The sequence below is a fragment of the Janthinobacterium sp. SUN176 genome (genome assembly GCF_030587335.1).
Classification (GTDB): Bacteria; Pseudomonadota; Gammaproteobacteria; order Burkholderiales; family Burkholderiaceae_D; genus Janthinobacterium; species Janthinobacterium kumbetense.
Genome location: NZ_JAPWIA010000001.1, coordinates 52,532 through 69,824, shown reverse-complemented (window position 1 = coordinate 69,824; position 17,293 = coordinate 52,532). Strand labels below are relative to the sequence as shown.

The window sequence follows — 17,293 nt, the reverse complement described above, 5'->3', positions numbered from 1 at the left end:
AACAACATTGGACAGGCAGCCTCTTCGTGCTTTTCCATAGTGGCTACCCAGGCGAACGGCTGATGAAAAATCTCACGTTTCCCGGTGGGTGCCCACCTTTCGCCGGTTTGCCGACCGCCATTCATGGAGATCGCCCGACTTTTCGCCAGTCACGTGAGACGTAATGGAAGTCAAATTGTAAGTTAAGTACCCAAATTGAGCAAGGAATGCAACCGTGCGGCTATAATCGCCGCGCGCCATCGCAGCCCGGGCGCGGCCACAGGCCGCCCCGGGGATGGCCGCGGCTTTTAAGCTGGGCTTAAACCTGGCCATGGCATGTAAGCGTATGTTACGAAGCTTGCCATTGCACACGCCGGATTTACAATGCTGCGGTGCAACTTATATGCAGCTTTTGCATGGCTTTCCAGCAAGCGCCCACAGTCACAAGAAGAAAAATCGCGTAAAATGTTGCTCAATCTCACTACTGGCGCAATAAACATGCCTTCAGTCTTTACCTGGAACGTACGTGTCTACTATGAAGACACCGACGCCGGCGGCATCGTCTATTACGCTAACTACCTGAAATTCTTCGAGCGCGCGCGCACCGAATGGCTGCGCGCCATCGACGTGGGCCAGCAGGAATTGCTGGAACAGCATGACGCGATGTTCGTTGTCAAAAGCGTCAACGCCGACTATCATGCGCCAGCCAGGCTCGATGACACGGTAAGATTAACCTTAAGCATAGAAAAAATGGGGCGTGCCTCCATCGTTTTCCTGCAACAAGCCTGGTGCGGCGACCGCCTGCTCAACACGGCACGCGTCAAGATCGGCTGCGTCGATTCGGCACTGCGCCCGCGCGCCGTGCCTGATGCAGTCGCGGCCCGCATGCGCGCCGCCTGAGCCCTACCCGCCACCTCCGGACAATTCACCCAACAGACTGCCAGCCAATGAACGTTACACAAGATCTTTCTTTCCTCGCGCTCATCTCCAATGCCCATTTGATCGTGCAACTGATCATGGCCCTGCTGCTGCTGATTTCCCTGACCAGCTGGACCTACATTTTCCGCAAGATGTTTGCCGTGCGCCAGGCGCGCAAGCAAACCATCGAATTCGAACGCAGCTTCTGGGCTGGCGGCAACCTGCATGCGCTGCACCAGAACGCCAGCGGCAACCGCGACCAGAGCGGCGCGCTGGCCCGCATCTTCGATGCCGGCATGGGCGAGTTCATCAAGGGCAAGGCTTCCTACGGCTCGCGCGAAGCGCTGGACGTCGGCGCCGTGCTCGACGGCGCACGCCGCGCCATGCGTGCCGCCTTCCAGCGTGAAATGGACGTGCTCGAATCGCACCTGGCCTTCCTCGCGTCCGTCGGCTCCGTCTCGCCGTACATCGGCCTGCTCGGTACCGTCTGGGGCATCATGAATGCCTTCCGCGGCCTGGCCAACGTGCAGCAAGCCACCCTGGCCGCCGTCGCGCCCGGCATTGCCGAAGCGCTGATCGCCACCGCCATCGGCCTGTTCGCGGCCATTCCCGCCGTCGTCGCCTACAACCGTTTTTCGCATGACATCGACCGCCTGGCGATCCGCTTCGAGAGCTTCGTCGAGGAATTCTCCAACATCCTGCAGCGCCAGTCGCGCTAAGAGGGAGCAAGTTTCATGGGTTCCTCCTTTAATAGTGGCGGCATGCGCGGTGGCCGTGGCCGCAAGTTCAAGTCCGAGATCAACGTCGTGCCGTATATCGACGTGATGCTGGTGCTGCTGATCATTTTCATGGTGATGCCGTCGTCGAACAATCCCAGCGTGGTGAACTTGCCCAACGCGGAAAGGTCGGCGAAACCGCCCGATGACTATATTCAGATCGTGCTGAAGCCGAATGGTTCGCTGTCGATCGGCGTCATCGGCAAGGAACAGCTGTCGCCGGAAACGGAACCGAACCGCGACGCCCTGCTGCGCAAGCTGCGCGGTTTGCACGAAAGCAATCCCGACTATCCCGTGATGATCGCGGGCGACAAGGAAAGCAAGTACGACGATGTGATCCAGCTCATTTCGGAAGCGAAAAAGATGGGCATTACCCGCGTCGGCCTGGCCACCAAGTAAGCGCAGCACCCTGTTTCCAGACTTGACCGTTTTTAGATAGACTAGACTTTGCAGACCAAACAAATCGACCATGTACTCGGCAAGCCCTACAGCGTGCCGCGCGAACGCAGCCGCTGGCCCTCGCTGGGCCTGGCGCTGGCGATGCACCTTGGCCTGCTGTTTTTCCTGTGGGTGGGCGTACACTGGCAAAATACGGAACCTGTCGCCGTCGAAGCGGAAGTATGGGACCTGAAAGTGCAGACGGCCGCGCCGCCGCCCGAAGTGGCGACGGAACCGGAACCGACACCGGCGCCGCCGCCGGAACCGCAAGTGGAACAGCCGGCCCCGCCGCCACCGCCGCCCGTGGCCGCGCCCGAGCCGAAGGTCGACCTGCGCGAGGCGGAGATCGCCCTCGAACGCAAGAAGGCCAAGCTGAAAGAAGAAAAAGACAAAGCGGCAGCGGAAGAACGCCGCAAGCAGGAATTGAAGGAACGCGAGGAAGAAAAGCGCGAACTGGAAAAACAGAAGCAGAAAGAAAAAGACAAGGCTGAAAAGCTGGAAAAAGAAAAGGCCGACAAGCTGGAGAAAGCCAAGCAAGCAAAAGAGAAAGAAAAAGCGGCGGAAGAAAAAGCCGAGAAAGAACTGTCCGATAAAAAAGCGGCGGCCGAAAAAGCGGCCAAGGCGAAAAAAGCGGCGGCTGAAAAAGCGGCAGCCGACAAATTGCGTGCCGATGACATGAAGCGTTTGATGGCGCAGGCAGGCAATGGCACAACAGGTACGGCCGCGAAAGCGACCGCGCCACGCAAGGACAGCGGCTATGTCGCTGCCCTGACGAGCAAGATCAAGAGCAATATCGCGTACAGCGGTAGCACGGACGTGCCGGGCAACCCGCGCGCCGTGTTCAAGATCGAGCAACTGCCAACTGGGGAAATTATTTCGGTCCGAAAGATTAAAAGTAGCGGCCTGCCGGCGTATGACAGCTCGGTGGAAAACGCCATTAATAAATCGTCGCCACTGCCGAAGAAAAAAGACGGCACCGTGGAACGCGAGATTGAACTCATATTCGAGATGAAGGATTTGCCTAAATGATGACCATGAAAAAAATGAGCTATGTCGTGCTCTGCGCCGGCCTGATGCTGGGAGCCTCCGGCGCCCAGGCGCAGCTGCGCGTGGAGATTACGGGGATCGGCAGCAACCAGATCCCGGTAGCTGTCGCCAGTTTCGTCAATGAATCGGCGGCGCCGCAATCGCTGTCGGGCATTATCAAGGCCGACCTGGCGCGCAGCGGCGTGTTCAAGCTGATCGACGCCGATGCGCCCGTGTCGGAAACGGCGCCCGTCAGCTACGAGCAATGGAAGTCGCGCGGCGCCGACGCGCTGGCGGCCGGCACCGTGCAAAGCATGGCCGATGGCCGCCTGGACGTGCGCTACAAGCTGTTCGACACCATCAAGGGCGCCCAGATCTCCAGCATGAACAATGCGGCCGCGCCGCAATTCAACCGCTTGCTGGCGCACAAGATCGCCGACGATATCTATGAAAAGTTGACGGGCGTCAAAGGCGCGTTCGCCACGCGCATCGCCTACGTCACGCAATCGGGCCGCGAATACCGCCTGGAAGTGGCCGACGCCGATGGCGAAGGCATCCAGGTCGCCCTGCGCTCGAACGAGCCCATCATTTCGCCGTCGTGGTCGCCGGACGGCACCAAGGTCGCGTATGTGTCGTTCGAAAAGAAAAAGCCCATCGTCTACGTGCAAAACCTGGTGACGCGCCAGCGCACCATCGTGTCGAATGAAAAAGGCAGCAACTCGGCGCCGAGCTGGAGCCCGGACGGCTCGCGCCTGGCCGTGGCCCTGTCGCGCGACGGCCATACCCAGGTCTACACCGTCAATGCCGACGGCAGCGGCTTGCGCCGCGTCAGCACCAGCAGCGGCATCGATACGGAACCCCAATTCTCGGCCGATGGCCAAAGCATTTATTTCACCAGCGATCGCAGCGGCGGACCACAAATCTACCGCATGTCGACCAGCGGTGGCGAAGCCAAGCGCGTGACGTTTGGCGGCTCCTACAACATCAGCCCGCGGATTTCGTCCGACGGGAAGACACTCGCTTATATTTCCCGTCGCGACGGCAATTTCCAGCTCTACGCGCTCGACCTGGCTAGTGGCCAGGAACTGCGCCTGTCGGACACCGCCAACGACGAATCACCGAGCTTTTCGCCCAACGGGAAATATATCATGTACGCGACCGAATCCGGACGACGCAAGTCGCTGGCAGTGGTATCGGTGGATGGCCGCGTCAAACAGCGTTTGACTACGCAAGCTGGCAATATCAAGGAGCCCACCTGGGGTCCTTTTATGAAGTAAATGCTGTACAGTTTCACCTTTAACCATGACCCGGAGAATAAAAATGAGTAACTTTAAAAGTTTGGCTTTCATCGCCGCTACCGCAGCCCTGCTGTCCGCCTGCAGCACCCCAGTCAAAGTAGCAGAGACCCCAGTGGTTGAGCGCGCTCCTGAAAAAGTCGTCGCTCCAGTTGACACCCGTCAAGTTCAGCCAGTAACGACCGCATCGGTCGATCCACTGGACGATCCAAAAGGCGTGCTGGCCAACCGCAGCATCTACTTCGACTTCGACAAATACGTCGTGCGCGAAGCGGACACCCCAGTCGTGCAAAACCACGCTGGCTACCTGGTGAAAACGCCTAGCCGCAAGATCCTGATCCAAGGTAACACCGATGAACGCGGTGGCGCTGAGTACAACCTGGCCCTGGGTCAGAAACGTGCTGAAGCCGTGCGCAAGTCGATGGCAGCCCTGGGCGTGCCAGAAGGCCAAATGGAAGCCGTGTCGCTGGGCAAAGAAAAGCCTAAAGCTCAAGGCAGCAACGAAGCAGCATGGGCAGAAAACCGCCGCGCTGACATCGTTTATTGATGTTCAGGGGTGAGCGCGGCAGCATTGACGCTTACCTAACTGGCCAGTCATAGGCATAATAATGGGGCGCAGCGCGGTGATTCACCGCCCGGCGCCCCGTTTGCATGTTTGCGTAACTTTTGAAAGCCCGACTCATGATGACATTCTCGAAAGCCGGCGTCGCCGCCGCCTTGATGGCCGCGTTTGCCTACCTGCCCCTGCACGCCAACGCCGCCCTGTTCGATGACGACGAAGCACGCAAGGCCATCCTCGAGCTGCGCGCCAAGGTCGACGCCATGGCGCGCGACCTGAACAGCCGCATCGACGCCAAGGCGGACAAGACCAGCACCTTGAGCCTGCTCAACCAGCACGACCAGACCATGCAGGAGATCGCCCGCCTGCGCGGCCAGATCGAAGTACTGGGCAACGACCTGGCAAACACGCAAAAGCGCCAGAAGGATTTCTACACCGATATCGACGCGCGCCTGCGCAAGCTCGAACCGCGCCAGGTCACCATCGACGGCCAGGAAGCGGCCGTGGGCGTGTCCGAGCAAAGCGCATACGAATCCGCGTTCGGCCTGTTCAAGTCGGGCGACTACAAAGGCGCCGTGACGGCCCTGGACGGCTTCGTGAAACGCTATCCGGAATCGGCCTACGCGGCCAACGCGCAATACTGGCTGGGCAACGCCTATTACGCCCAGCGCGACTGCAAGAGCGCCATCACGGCCCAGCAGGCCGTGCTGAAACACTACCCGGACAGCCCGAAAGCGCCCGACGCCATGCTCAACATCGCCAGCTGCTACACGGAGCTGAAAGACAAGCCGAACGCGACCAAGACGCTGAACGCCCTGATCTCGCGCTACCCGGACTCCAGTGCGGCCCAGGCGGCCAAGGAACGGGGCGGCAAAAAGTAAAAGCGGGGAAAAAGTTGCCCGTTAGGTTTGACAGAATCCCGGGCACCCCCTATAATCTTTCTTCTTCGGGTCGTTAGCTCAGCTGGTAGAGCAGCGGACTTTTAATCCGTTGGTCGCAGGTTCGAATCCCGCACGGCCTACCACGAATACGCAGTACTGATCTGCTTGCGAGTTGTTATAGCAAGCATTTTTTTACGGCACAGTGTTACCGAAGTTGTTGTAAAAAGTTTTTGGGTCGTTAGCTCAGCTGGTAGAGCAGCGGACTTTTAATCCGTTGGTCGCAGGTTCGAATCCCGCACGGCCTACCAAATACTATGAAGAAGCCAACCGTTCGCGGTTGGCTTTTTTTGTTTTCGGCAGCATCGCCTGCGCGGGATGCGACCGCTGATGCAAATCAAACACCCTGCCACCTCCGATGCGCCCCTGTCGAACTGTCGTATAATCAGGCAATCATGAACGACCCCCTACCCTCGACCACGTCCGCATTTGAGACAGCGGAAGCAGCCGAAACCTATGACCACTGGTTTCGCGCAAAGGTATCGGCATCATTAAATGATGACCGCCCTGCCCATCCACATGCAGCGGTCATGGCGCAACTGAAGAAAATCGTCGCAGCCCAGCCTGATGACCGTGCTGCCGATTCGATGGAAGGCTAACAACGCCTAAAAAAACCGTAGCGAGCGGAAGTAAGTTGTGGTTGAGAAGCGCAACTGTACGAAGGTACAGTGAGCATCGCAGGCCGCAAATTACGACGCGCAGTAGGTTTTGATAGGTGTTCTAAAGCGCAGGAAGATTTGACCGCGATCCTCACTTACATCGCGCAGCGCAACCCGCCAGCAGCACTTCAGCTTTACAACGACATCGACAACGCCATCTCCCAACTTCCAAATCATCCTCATTTATACCGGACCGGAAGAGTTGCCGGAACGCGGGAACTGGTAGCCCACCCAAACTATGTCGTCGTATATCGCGTTGAAGCAAGCGCAATAGAAATTCTTGCCGTCATGCATACACGGCAATTATATCCCTGAGCCCCCCTCCCCGCATACCGGAAACCAGTCGTTAACGCGACACCAGCGCCGGCCTCCCGGCCAGATGCGCCACCACGCTGCCCATCGCCCGCCCCAGCGGCACCTCCACCCAGCGGTAAAACGCGGCGCCGGCCGCCAGGCTGGCGCCCCAGGCCGTCAGCATGCCCAGCGCCTGCCACTCCGGCTCAAGCGGGACATAGCTGATAAACAGCGCATTGACCAGCAGGCTGACGGGAAAGTGGACGAGAAACACGGCATACGAGATGCGTCCCAGGGCGTTGATGACGTTCCAGGCGCCGCCCTGGGACGGCGTGCGGGCGCGGCCGAACAGGAACAGGGCGCAGGCGACGATCAGGGCCAGGGCGATGCGGCTGCGGTAGTCGACGGCCAGGGCCAGCAGGACGGGCACGGCTGCCATGGCCATGAGCGCGGTCATGGCAGCGGGTTTCCGGGCCGGATCGCTGGCCCACCAGGCCAGCATGCCCAGGCCGTAGCTGCCGAAGAAATACGGCGCCCAATTGTCCCAGCCCGCGTCGAGATTGAAATACAGCAAGGAAAAAGTGATGCCCGCGGTGACGGCCAGCGGCATCAGCCAGTGCCCGCGCCGCTGGCCCGCCAGGCGGCCGCCCAGCCACAGCAGCGATACCGTCAGCAAGTACAGCTGAAAATCGATGGCCACGTACCAGGCGCCGGCCGACAGCGACTCGTAGCCGAGCACGCCGTGCAGCAGCAAGGCATGGGCGCTCAGCTGGCCCAGGGTGACGGCGGCCGACATGGAGTCGTGCAGCATCCAGATGCCGGCCACGGGCGTGACGATGGCCGCGAGCAAGGTGGCGGCCAAGAAAGGCGGCGCCAGCTTGGCATAGCGGCGCCAGATCGCCTGTAGCGGCGTGGCAATGCCGGGGCGGCCGGCGGGCGACAGGGATTTGGCGACGAGAAAGCCGCCGATGACGAGGAACACTTGCACGGCGATGCGCGCGCTACCGCCCAGCCAGCCTAGCAGCTCGGGCCACAGGGGTTGCACGTAGTCGGACATGGGCCCGTAAAACGCCAGGTGATGCAACACGATCAACTGCGCCGCGCCTGCCTTCAAACCATTGATCCAGCCAAACTGCGGACGATGTGCCAGGTCCGCTTGTGATACCACTGCTGCTGCCGTCATTCCCATCCCTTGCCATGCCAGGCAGTGTCGCCAGCCCATCGCGCAACAGGCGCGCGGCTGAGGATTTACCGAAAGGCCGATATCATAGCCGAGCCTGAAAAATGGCGGGGCACGGCAGGCGGCTAAACTGTCGGCTTTTCCGCCTGCGGCGGCTCGGACACCAAGGGCTGCTGCGCCAGGATCGCCTCCAGCAAGCCGGGGAAGCGACTCTCGATATCGGCGCGGCGCAAGGTGTTCATGTGCGTCGTGCCCGCGTTTTCCGTGTAGACGAGGCCCGCTTCGCGCAAGACCTTGAAATGGTGGGAAACGGTCGATTTCGGCCGCCCGCCATCGAGATCGCCGCAAGCGGCCGCGTCGACGCGGGCTAGGTGGCGCACGATGTCGAGGCGGATGGAATCGCTCAGGGCGTACAGCACGCGCTCGAGGACGAATTCGCTGGCGGGAGGATGTTTGTGTGGGCGCATGAGCAGAATCATACAGCATGCGCTATACTAATTCCATTCTTCGAATATTTACGAACTACCGAATCAGCATTCCCTGACATTTCCACCAACAAACACAAAGGCCACCATGTCCGCCCTCTTCCAGCCCTACACCCTCAAAGACATCACCCTGCGCAACCGCATCGCCGTGCCGCCCATGTGCCAGTACATGGCCGTCGATGGCCAGGCCAACGACTGGCATCTGTCGCACTACGCGGGCATGGCGCGCGGCGGCGCCGGCCTGGTGATCGTCGAAGCGACGGCCGTGGCGCCCGAAGGCCGCATCACGCCAGGCTGCACGGGCATCTGGAACGATGATCTGGCGCAAGCCTTCGTGCCGGTGGTAAAGGCCATCAAGGCGGCCGGCTCCGTGCCCGGCATCCAGATCGCCCACGCGGGCCGCAAGGCCAGCGCCAACCGCCCCTGGGAAGGCGACGACCATATCGCGCAAGGCGACGCGCGCGGCTGGCAAACCATCGCCCCGTCCGCCATCGCCTTTGGCGGCGGCCTGCCGAAAGTGCCGCGCGCCATGGACCTCGACGATATTGCCCGCGTGAAACAGAACTTCGTCGACGCGGCCGTGCGCGCCCGCGAAGTGGGCTTCGAATGGCTGGAGCTGCACTTCGCCCACGGCTACCTGGCGCAAAGCTTCTTTTCCGCCCACTCGAACCAGCGCGAGGACATTTATGGCGGCAGCCTGGAAAACCGCAGCCGCTTCCTGCTGGAAACATTGAAAGCCGTGCGTGAAGTGTGGCCCGAGCACCTGCCGCTGACCATCCGCTTCGGCGTGCTGGAATTCGACGGCCGCGACGAGCAAACCCTGCTCGAATCGATAGCCCTCGTGCGCCAGTTCAAGGATGCCGGCATGGATATGATCAGTGTCAGCATGGGCTTTACCATTCCCGACGTGGCGATTCCCTGGGGCCCTGCCTTCATGGGCCCGATTGCCGAGAGAGTGCGACGCGAAGCGGGCGTGCCCGTCTCGTCCGCCTGGGGCTTCGGCACGCCGGCGATTGCAGAGCGCGTCGTCAAGGAAGAACAGCTGGACGTGGTGATGGTCGGCAAGGCGCACCTGGCCAACCCGCACTGGGCATATTTTGCCGCCAAGGAACTCGGCGTGGAACGCGCCTCGTGGACCCTGCCGGCGCCCTACGCGCACTGGCTGGAACGCTACTGATCATCCTTGACCGTCGCCGGATGCCCCTCCAGGGGCAGTTCCGGCAGGAACAGCAGGAAGACCAGCCCCACCAGCAGCAGCACGGCGCCGGCGCCGAACACGCTGGCAATCGCATGGCGGTACACCTCCACCGTCTGCACGGCCGCCTGCGCGCCCAGCGCCGAAACGGCTTCCACGCCATGCTGGTGCAGCTGGCGGGCGAGGATGGCGCCGGACGCCGTCACGCCCAGCAAGCCGCCCAGCGAGCGGAAGAAGGCCAGCATGGCCGTACCCACGCCGCGGCGCGCCAGCGGCAAGGCATTTTGCACGGCGATCGTCATGTTCGGCATCACCAGCCCCAGCCCCGTGCCCAGGAAGAAGATGGCCGGCTCGATGATCCAGTAACCGCGCGACGTTTCCATGGCCCAGGCCAGCACGGCAAACGCCACGACCGCCACGGCCAGCCCCGCCACCTGCACCATCTTGTACTTGCCCGAGCGCGACAGCACCCGGCCGTTGAACATCGACGACGCCACCAGCCCCACCATCATCGCCACCGTCATGACGCCCGATTCGGCGGGACTGGTGCCCATCACCAGCTGGAAGAACAGGGGAAAGAAGACGCTGGCGCCCATCAGGCCCATGAACGTCATGGCCATCACCAGGCTGGCGATATTGAAGGTGCGGTTCTCGAACAGGTCGGGCGGCAGCACGGGTTCATCCACCCGCCCCACGTGGAACGCCAGCCAGATCCCCAGCAGCACGGCGACGCCGCCGCACACCTTGATGGCCAGCGCATCCCACGGCCACTCGGTGCCGCCCAATGCCAGCACCAGCAGCGCCGCCGTGACGGCGCCCGTCAGCAAGGCGGAGCCAAGATAATCGATCCGGTGCGCATGCGCGGGCGCGGGTTTGCGCATGGCGCGCGCGATGATGACGAAGGCGGCCGCGCCGACGGGAATATTGACAAAGAAAATCCAGTGCCACGACAAGGCGTCCGTGATCACGCCGCCCAGCACGGGGCCCAGCACGCTGGTGACGGCAAACACGATGGGCACCATGCCTTGCCGCTTGCCCCGCTCGGCGGGCGGCACGATGTCGCCGATGATGATTTGCGCCAGCGGCATGAAGCCGCCCGCGCCCAGGCCCTGGATGGCGCGGAAGATGATCAGTTCCGTCATGTTCTGCGCCAGTCCGCACAGCACGGAACCGAGCAAAAAGGTCAGCAAGGCCGTGAAGATCATGGGGCGGCGGCCGTACTGGTCGGCCAACTTGCCGTACAGGGGCATGGTGGCCGTCGAGGCCAGCACATACGCCGTCACCACCCACGACAGGTGCGCCATGCCGCCCAGGTCATCGACGATGCGCGGCAAGGCCGTCGCGACGATGCTCTGGTCCAGCGCGCCCAGGCCCAGCACGGCCATCAGGCCCAGGTAGGTGGCGCGCACTTCGCGCTCCGTCAATGGCGCCTCTGCGCCTGCGGGTGTGCCGAGGCCGCTCATGCCTGGCCTATCTCGAGCAGCGGCTGCATGGCGGCGGCCAGCGCGTCGACCTGCTGCGGCGTCAGGCGGGCGATGCGCCGCGCCAGCGCATCGCGGCGCCGCGCGCGCAAGGTGTCGAGGATGGCCAGGCCATGCGCGGACACGTGCAGGCCGGAACGGCGCCGGTCCTGCGGATCGGGCGCGCTGCGCTCGACGAGACCCGCCTCTTCGAGCGACTTGACCTGCGCGCTGACGGTGGGCCCGCGCACGTTCTGCAGGCGCGCCAGCGCGGCCACGCCGATGCCGGGCTGCTCGTGGATCAGCGCCAGCAGCATGTACTGCATCATCGACACGCCGCCTTCCAGCTCGCCCCCTTCTCGCTGCATGGAGCGCAGCAGGCGCTTGAACGCCGTGCGCAATTCATCGGACAGCGCCAGCGCGCGTTCGGGGATGGGAAGGTCTTCGGTAGTGGGCATGGAAATATATAAGTAGGTAGACTACCTACCTATATTAGTCCGCCCCCGAGCGTTGCGCAAGGTTTTTTCCATCCCCGCCCTTCCCAAAACCGCCATTGGCCGTCATAATAGCCGCCCTTGGGTCGTTAGCTCAGCTGGTAGAGCAGCGGACTTTTAATCCGTTGGTCGCAGGTTCGAATCCCGCACGGCCTACCAAGAATTTGTGGTTTGTTTGCAAGCCTTCATGGCAAGCATCACCGCGCAGCATTACCGCAGTAGTAGTAAAAAGTTTTTTGGGTCGTTAGCTCAGCTGGTAGAGCAGCGGACTTTTAATCCGTTGGTCGCAGGTTCGAATCCCGCACGGCCTACCAAATACTTCAGAAAAGCCCAGAACCCGGTTCGTGGGCTTTTCTGTTTCCGCCGCATCTGCGCTAGCACACGACAGTCCTACATACCCCCTCCCTGGCATCTCAAGCCATATCAGATTTGGCGCCGCGGCGCCTTCTTGCCTGCAACCCAATCGCAACAATTCCGACAAGCAACATTCCATAGGTACTTGGCTCAGGAACGGGCGATACCAACGATCCATTCAAGACAATCTCACCAATGGCATATAGGGGCAAACCATTACCTATATTTTTAAAATCACTAATCGTTATTACATCCGTGGCAATTCCCTCCAGAGCCGTTCCGGCAAAACTGAATCCATTATTGCACAGATTACTGCTGCATTTTGGTCCCCAGTTAGTCGCATTCAAGTATAGCGACTGATCGCCAAAGCTGATCTTTGCCCCCGACAAATTTCCAGCAGAGACATTTCCTGCGTGCAACATACTATAAAAATTCATCTCATGAATAATACTCTGACCCGACAAGTGCAAAGTAATTATCGGATTATCAGGGGAATAGATGAACTGGGTACTCTCAACGCCACTCGGAACTATTCCATCATTCAACGATCCTTTACCTCCACTGTAATCATAAATCAAATCCAATGTGGGATGAACTCGCGTTAGCGTTCCATCGTAATTATTATTCCAGTTCCCTGCATCCTTTGCACGCCCATTTTTTATATCATATGTGACAATTGTTTGAGCATTGGCAGAAGCGCATGTCAGTGCTAAAAAAATCGCCGCAACTCTCAAAAAAATCATAGTATACATTTCCTTATATTTACATTAACAAATATATGTTAACTGAAATGAAACACACTATCAATTATTATTTCAACACTACCGATTTTTAAAAATACAACCTCACTTGATAGCTTCCACACACTCACTATCCTATCGCCGCAGGAAAATACTTCACTGAACTCAATTAAATACGATAATTTTCCAAAAAAATATGAATTAACCAAATAAAAAACAAACCTGGATTGAGACTTAGAACGCCTAACAAAACCTCTGAATGTATCTCCAGCAGATGAGTATGCAGGCAAGCGAGAGGAATGCCTGATGGATATCGGCACGGCGCTCGTAGCGGATGCGTAATCGGCGAAAGCGGTGCAGCCAGCCCATTGTGCGTTCGACCACCCATCGCCATTTACCTAAGTAATTCTCAGGAAATTATTGTGAATTTATGACGAACAGAACTGGATGCTATGCAAGGCGCCCGCTGCGACGCAGAGCGCCGGTTATGGAAGTCAGAAATCACAATAATTTATTGGGGGTTACTTAGGCGTTCGCGCGACTCAATGCCGTAGCGGGCTATGCGTGGAACGATGCCACGGCTGCGCAACCAGGCCCGATGGGCACGCGAAGCGTAGGCCTTGTCGGCATGCAGTTTGGCAGGACGTTTGCGTGGACGGCCAGCAAGACCTGCTACTGGAAGGACGGCATCAAGCAGGGGAATGAGCATTCGGGAATCATGTACCTGAGCCCCCGATATGCTCGCCACCAGAGGCAGACCGCGTTGATCGACGAGCAGATGGTGCTTGCATCCGAGCTTGCCGCGGTCGGTGGGATTGGGGCCGGTATGCTGTCTGCCGAGGGGGATGGCACGCTGGCCGAGTCGACACTGGCGCGTTCCCACTGAATTTTGTCGTATTCCCGCAAGTGCTGCAGCATGGCGTCATGGATGCGTTGCCACGTGCCGGTTTGTTGCCAGGTATGTAGACGCCGCCAGCAACTCATGCCGCTGCCGCAACCGAGTTCACGGGGAAGATATTCCCAAGGCAAGCCGGTCTTGAGGACGAACAGGATGCCGGTCAAGGCGGCACGGTCGTCAATACGAGGACGCCCGCCTTTGGGAGAGGGACGATGTGCTGGCAGCAAAGGCTGAATCAGCGCCCACAGGTCATCAGGAAAAAGTGCTTTGGCCATGGCGCGGCCCTCGAAAATGATGTCAGGTAGGTTTGACCAGCATCGGTGCCCTTTGTTTCCGGGGACGACGTTTTGTTAGGTGCTCTTACCCTCTCTCAAACGATCAAAAGACAAGCCGTCGAGCGTCAACATCGGAACAGCACAAAATCAGGAAGGACGAGGGATAGGGATCAAGTCCGGCATTCGCACACGACATCAGCCTTGGCCGCCTCTATCAACAGCAAGGTGCGCTTTATCAAATACCGATATTGCTCGATTCACCGCCATGTCCGTCCCCATACCTGCCCGGCGTCACGCCCATCACGCGCTTGAACATGGCGATGAAGGCGCTGACGGTGTCGTAGCCCAGGTCCAGTGCAATCGTCGTGACGGGCTGGCCGGTGGCCAGCAGCTCCAGGGCGCGCAGGATGCGGGCGCGCTGGCGCCAGGCGGACGGAGTAAAACCGGTCTCGATCGTGAAACGGCGCGCCAGGGTGCGCGGCGAGACGCCGGCCCAGGCGGCCAGCGCTTCCACGCCCCGTTCGTCGGCCAGGTCATCGAGCACGGCGCGCGCCACGCGCAGCAGGCGCGGGTCCGTGGGTAGCGGCAAACCGAACGGCTCGTGCGGCGCCGCGGCGATCTCGTCGAGGATCACGCCCGCCACCCGGGTCTGCCTCGCGTCCAGCGCACCGTCGTCCCAGGCGCTGGCGCGGCCCACCGCTTCGCGCAGCAAGCCCGAGACGCGCATCACGCAAGGCGCGGCGGGCAAATCGCCGCAACTGGCCTCGTCCACATACACGCTCCAGCCCGCAAACGGTCCATGCGAACGCAGCGCATGGACGTGATGGGGCGGCATCCACACGCAATGGCTGGCCGGCACCACCCACTGCCCGCGGTCGGCAGCCACGGAGAGCAGGCCCCGCTCGGCGCCGAACAGCTGGCCGCTGGCATGGCGGTGCGCCGCCGTCACCCTTTCCTGCGGCTGGGACAAGCGCATGGCGCGCAGCGGCGATGGCGGCGACGCTGGAAAAATTGGCGGATTTGACGTATCGATAGTCATAAACAACGCAGGCAAGACAATCCGTCCATCATACAGTGGAATCTTTCCAACATTGAGGAGTGCACCATGCGAGCAGAAGACGTATTGCCGGATCAACAAAACCAGGGCCAGTTCAATGGCGTCACCGTGCGCAAGGGAACGGTGGGCGCCTTCCTGGCGAATGCCAGGCTATGGCTGGACGACGCCAGCAGCGACGCCGAGCGCAGCATCGCTGAACGCGACATCCTCGACGCCCTCCCCGCCCTGCACGCGCTGGGGCTGTTCGACATCGTGCAAGTGCGCGATGCTGCGCTGCGCGAACTGGTATCGCCATCGGCCGCGTAGGCGGCACTGGCTCGTCGCGGGCGCGCATTTCCTCTATCATGCTGCTTTGCCCGCCTCCGCACCCGCCATGCCGTTTACCATTGCCGCCCCCGTCCACAGCGAACTGATCATCAAGAAAAGCCGTTTCATCGGCTGCGTGCAGCCGATGACGGACCGCGCCAACGCGCAGCAAGTGGTCAACGATTTGAAGGCGCAGCATCCGGGCGCCTGCCATGTGTGCTGGGCGCTGCTGGCGGGCGGGCAATCGGCAGCCGTCGACGATGGCGAGCCGAGCGGCACGGCCGGGCGGCCCATGCTCGACGTGCTGCGCCACCAGGACCTGGAAGGCGTGCTGGCGACCGTCGTGCGCTACTTTGGCGGCATCAAGCTGGGCGCGGGCGGCCTCGTGCGCGCCTACACGGACAGCGTGGCGCAAGCGTTGTTGCAGGCGGAAAAGACGGCCATCGTGCGTCAAAGGTCCCTGCGCTGCACGGTGCCGTATGCGATGGAAGGCATGCTGCGCCGCGAACTCGACGGCGCCGGCGCCACCCTGCTGAACGTGGAACACGGCGCAGACGTACTGTTCGACTTCAGCTTGCCTGAAACGGCGGCCACCGCCCTGCTCGCCCACCTGCTGGAGGCGGGGAATGGACGGATACAGTGGCTGGACGCGCAGGATTGCGACGGCCAGTCATAGTCAGCGGGTGCAGTCTGGCCGACATGATGGACGGCGATAAGCGCCCCATGGAAAACATATCCGCTTTTGCCGGAATACGCTGATCCACGACCACGGCGAAATCGCCTTCACTCCCGGGCATGTAATTTCCGCAGTCTGTACAGATGCCCGCACCGGCATGCCCGCTCGCCCACGCTGCATTGGCGTCCACCACATCTGTCCCACCATAATACAGATGCCACATGTGTTTTTTCATGGCCTTGCCTTAAAAACCACCATCGTCATGGATAGCGCTGCTCCTGATATCCATTCGCAAACACATGGAAAATATTCTCCATCTGTCCGCCCACATAGCCGAACAGGATCTGATATCCGGTATGGTTTTCCTGGCCATGCTCTCTCTGCCGGACCACGATGGAATGGAGGCGATCATCCTCATACAGGTAATCGTAAGTCCCTTCGCCAAATTTTCCGAAATTAATGTCCTGCGCGATGCGTGCCCCGTCAAGAAAACTGAGCATGACATTCCTCAAGCTCCCTCCCGCATTGAAATGCACGCTTTTCAGTTCGCCGCGCTCATGAAAATAGAAACTCCTGTTGATGACGGCAGCAGATCCGCCATAGCTTTCCACCAGGATGACCCTGCCTTCCCCATCGAAATAGTAGACATGAGTATCTTTCAGCGTCGCGGGCAGCGACTTCAGCTCTTTTCCCGGCTTGAAGCCGGCCCTTTGGGCATCGAATGGCCTGACGTTACATAACGGCCCTTTGCTGATCTGCGTTCGCGCCACGCGCAGTTTGACGGCATCCACATACGTCGCCATGAAAAAGTCGGATTTCGACGCTATCGCGTGGAATTGCTCGCCCAGTTTTTGGATTGCACTCATGCTATATCGCTCCCGCTACGACACTTCCAGCAATCAAGCCTTGCGCGGGCGCTTGATCTGCAACAAGATGAAATGCGTCCACGCCAGCGCCGGCAGCATCATCAGCAACAACATCAGTCCGGCCGGCATGTCCGGCACGAAACGCACGAAGCAGGCGAGAAAACTGGCGATGGCCAGCCAGAAGCGCCAGTTGAACGCGTATGCCTTGCGCGCCACCGTCGCCAGGGCGATGCGCCAGAATTCCAGCAAGGCCCACAGGCCGCCCGTCAGCAGCAACGCGGCCAGCGCATTGGCGCCGGGGGCGTCGGCCCAGGTGCGCACCAGGTTGTACAGCAGCACGGGATAGCCGGCCGTGATGGCCAGGGTGGCCGGGCCGGCGGCGATGACAGCTTCCAACAGCTGCCCTTTGGAACGATGATCCACTA

Annotated in this window: 20 protein-coding genes, 4 tRNA genes, 2 pseudogenes and 1 riboswitch; of the genes and pseudogenes, 16 read left to right on the top strand and 10 right to left on the bottom strand. The window is 60.4% G+C overall.

What is annotated here, in order from left to right; genetic code table 11:
* Positions 1 to 38: 38 nt before the first annotated feature.
* Positions 39 to 163, bottom strand: a riboswitch (ZMP/ZTP riboswitch).
* A 314-nt stretch (positions 164 to 477) separates the two neighbouring features.
* From ybgC to O3299_RS00315, 11 genes are all read left to right on the top strand, one after another.
* Positions 478 to 879 carry a tol-pal system-associated acyl-CoA thioesterase gene (gene ybgC, locus O3299_RS00365; RefSeq protein ID WP_046682324.1) on the top strand — a complete coding sequence of 134 codons (402 nt, stop codon included), beginning with the start codon at positions 478 to 480 and terminating at the stop codon, positions 877 to 879.
* A 47-nt stretch (positions 880 to 926) separates the two neighbouring features.
* Positions 927 to 1,616 (top strand): protein TolQ, encoded by a 690-nt coding sequence (gene tolQ, locus O3299_RS00360; protein WP_034759183.1) that lies wholly within the window; start codon positions 927 to 929, stop codon positions 1,614 to 1,616.
* A gap of 15 nt (positions 1,617 to 1,631) precedes the next feature.
* On the top strand, positions 1,632 to 2,072 hold the full coding sequence (locus O3299_RS00355) for an ExbD/TolR family protein (protein WP_242428498.1): 441 nt from the start codon (positions 1,632 to 1,634) through the stop codon (positions 2,070 to 2,072).
* A 48-nt stretch (positions 2,073 to 2,120) separates the two neighbouring features.
* Positions 2,121 to 3,140, top strand: coding sequence for a cell envelope integrity protein TolA (gene tolA / locus O3299_RS00350; RefSeq protein ID WP_305053545.1), 1,020 nt, complete (start codon positions 2,121 to 2,123; stop codon positions 3,138 to 3,140).
* Positions 3,137 to 4,414, top strand: a complete 1,278-nt coding sequence (tolB, locus tag O3299_RS00345) for a Tol-Pal system beta propeller repeat protein TolB (RefSeq protein ID WP_099664973.1) — start codon at positions 3,137 to 3,139, stop codon at positions 4,412 to 4,414. Before tolA ends, tolB begins: the two co-directional genes overlap by 4 nt.
* A 43-nt stretch (positions 4,415 to 4,457) precedes the next feature.
* Positions 4,458 to 4,979: a peptidoglycan-associated lipoprotein Pal gene (pal, locus tag O3299_RS00340; RefSeq protein ID WP_034786578.1), complete on the top strand. Its 522-nt coding sequence runs from the start codon at positions 4,458 to 4,460 to the stop codon at positions 4,977 to 4,979.
* A gap of 134 nt (positions 4,980 to 5,113) precedes the next feature.
* Complete coding sequence (ybgF, locus tag O3299_RS00335; protein WP_099664974.1) at positions 5,114 to 5,872, top strand: tol-pal system protein YbgF; 759 nt, start codon at positions 5,114 to 5,116, stop codon at positions 5,870 to 5,872.
* A gap of 67 nt (positions 5,873 to 5,939) precedes the next feature.
* A tRNA-Lys gene (locus O3299_RS00330) sits at positions 5,940 to 6,015 on the top strand.
* A gap of 89 nt (positions 6,016 to 6,104) precedes the next feature.
* Positions 6,105 to 6,180 (top strand) — tRNA-Lys (locus O3299_RS00325).
* Positions 6,181 to 6,324: 144 nt separating this feature from the next.
* Positions 6,325 to 6,528, top strand: a complete 204-nt coding sequence (locus tag O3299_RS00320; protein WP_305061248.1) for a stability determinant — start codon at positions 6,325 to 6,327, stop codon at positions 6,526 to 6,528.
* 69 nt (positions 6,529 to 6,597) lie between these two features.
* On the top strand, positions 6,598 to 6,903 hold the full coding sequence (locus tag O3299_RS00315) for a type II toxin-antitoxin system RelE/ParE family toxin (protein WP_305061247.1): 306 nt from the start codon (positions 6,598 to 6,600) through the stop codon (positions 6,901 to 6,903).
* A gap of 31 nt (positions 6,904 to 6,934) precedes the next feature.
* On the opposite strand, the gene O3299_RS00310 is transcribed toward O3299_RS00315, so the two are convergent.
* Positions 6,935 to 8,065 (bottom strand): acyltransferase, encoded by a 1,131-nt coding sequence (locus O3299_RS00310; RefSeq protein WP_305061246.1) that lies wholly within the window; start codon positions 8,063 to 8,065, stop codon positions 6,935 to 6,937.
* 122 nt (positions 8,066 to 8,187) lie between these two features.
* Positions 8,188 to 8,529 carry a helix-turn-helix transcriptional regulator gene (locus O3299_RS00305; protein WP_305061245.1) on the bottom strand — a complete coding sequence of 114 codons (342 nt, stop codon included), beginning with the start codon at positions 8,527 to 8,529 and terminating at the stop codon, positions 8,188 to 8,190.
* A gap of 106 nt (positions 8,530 to 8,635) precedes the next feature.
* Here O3299_RS00305 and O3299_RS00300 point away from each other — a divergent pair, with 106 nt between their 5' ends.
* A complete protein-coding gene (locus O3299_RS00300; RefSeq protein ID WP_305061244.1) occupies positions 8,636 to 9,724 on the top strand; it encodes an NADH:flavin oxidoreductase/NADH oxidase in 1,089 nt (362 codons plus the stop codon).
* On the opposite strand, the gene O3299_RS00295 is transcribed toward O3299_RS00300, so the two are convergent.
* Positions 9,718 to 11,205 carry an MDR family MFS transporter gene (locus tag O3299_RS00295; RefSeq protein ID WP_305061243.1) on the bottom strand — a complete coding sequence of 496 codons (1,488 nt, stop codon included), beginning with the start codon at positions 11,203 to 11,205 and terminating at the stop codon, positions 9,718 to 9,720. The two genes, O3299_RS00300 and O3299_RS00295, sit on opposite strands and share 7 nt — an antisense overlap.
* On the bottom strand, positions 11,202 to 11,660 hold the full coding sequence (locus O3299_RS00290; RefSeq protein ID WP_099664977.1) for a MarR family winged helix-turn-helix transcriptional regulator: 459 nt from the start codon (positions 11,658 to 11,660) through the stop codon (positions 11,202 to 11,204). The genes O3299_RS00295 and O3299_RS00290 overlap by 4 nt, the downstream gene beginning before the upstream one ends.
* A 119-nt stretch (positions 11,661 to 11,779) precedes the next feature.
* On the opposite strand from O3299_RS00290, the gene O3299_RS00285 reads away from it, so the two are divergent.
* Positions 11,780 to 11,855 (top strand) — tRNA-Lys (locus tag O3299_RS00285).
* A 79-nt stretch (positions 11,856 to 11,934) separates the two neighbouring features.
* Positions 11,935 to 12,010: transfer RNA gene (locus O3299_RS00280), tRNA-Lys, on the top strand.
* A gap of 99 nt (positions 12,011 to 12,109) precedes the next feature.
* On the opposite strand, the gene O3299_RS00275 is transcribed toward O3299_RS00280, so the two are convergent.
* The 4 genes and pseudogenes from O3299_RS00275 to O3299_RS00260 all read right to left on the bottom strand — a co-directional run bounded on the left by O3299_RS00275 (position 12,110) and on the right by O3299_RS00260 (position 15,002).
* Positions 12,110 to 12,793, bottom strand: coding sequence for a PEP-CTERM sorting domain-containing protein (locus tag O3299_RS00275; RefSeq protein ID WP_305061242.1), 684 nt, complete (start codon positions 12,791 to 12,793; stop codon positions 12,110 to 12,112).
* A gap of 240 nt (positions 12,794 to 13,033) precedes the next feature.
* Positions 13,034 to 13,201 (bottom strand): annotated as a pseudogene (locus O3299_RS00270) (transposase); the annotation flags it as partial.
* A gap of 130 nt (positions 13,202 to 13,331) precedes the next feature.
* Positions 13,332 to 13,963: pseudogene (locus tag O3299_RS00265) on the bottom strand (IS5 family transposase); the annotation flags it as partial.
* A 235-nt stretch (positions 13,964 to 14,198) separates the two neighbouring features.
* Entirely contained in the window at positions 14,199 to 15,002 is an 804-nt protein-coding gene (locus tag O3299_RS00260) for a helix-turn-helix domain-containing protein (RefSeq protein WP_370385257.1), read from the bottom strand.
* A gap of 66 nt (positions 15,003 to 15,068) precedes the next feature.
* Here O3299_RS00260 and O3299_RS00255 point away from each other — a divergent pair, with 66 nt between their 5' ends.
* Together O3299_RS00255 and O3299_RS00250 are read left to right on the top strand one after the other, a co-directional pair.
* A complete protein-coding gene (locus O3299_RS00255; RefSeq protein ID WP_305061240.1) occupies positions 15,069 to 15,326 on the top strand; it encodes a hypothetical protein in 258 nt (85 codons plus the stop codon).
* Between the two features lie 67 nt (positions 15,327 to 15,393).
* Entirely contained in the window at positions 15,394 to 16,002 is a 609-nt protein-coding gene (locus O3299_RS00250; protein ID WP_305061239.1) for a YigZ family protein, read from the top strand.
* Positions 16,003 to 16,262: 260 nt separating this feature from the next.
* On the opposite strand, the gene O3299_RS00245 is transcribed toward O3299_RS00250, so the two are convergent.
* Both O3299_RS00245 and O3299_RS00240 read right to left on the bottom strand, forming a co-directional pair.
* On the bottom strand, positions 16,263 to 16,868 hold the full coding sequence (locus O3299_RS00245) for a hypothetical protein (protein ID WP_099664985.1): 606 nt from the start codon (positions 16,866 to 16,868) through the stop codon (positions 16,263 to 16,265).
* A 33-nt stretch (positions 16,869 to 16,901) separates the two neighbouring features.
* Positions 16,902 to 17,291: a hypothetical protein gene (locus O3299_RS00240; RefSeq protein WP_305053556.1), complete on the bottom strand. Its 390-nt coding sequence runs from the start codon at positions 17,289 to 17,291 to the stop codon at positions 16,902 to 16,904.
* Between the last annotated feature and the right edge of the window lie 2 nt (positions 17,292 to 17,293).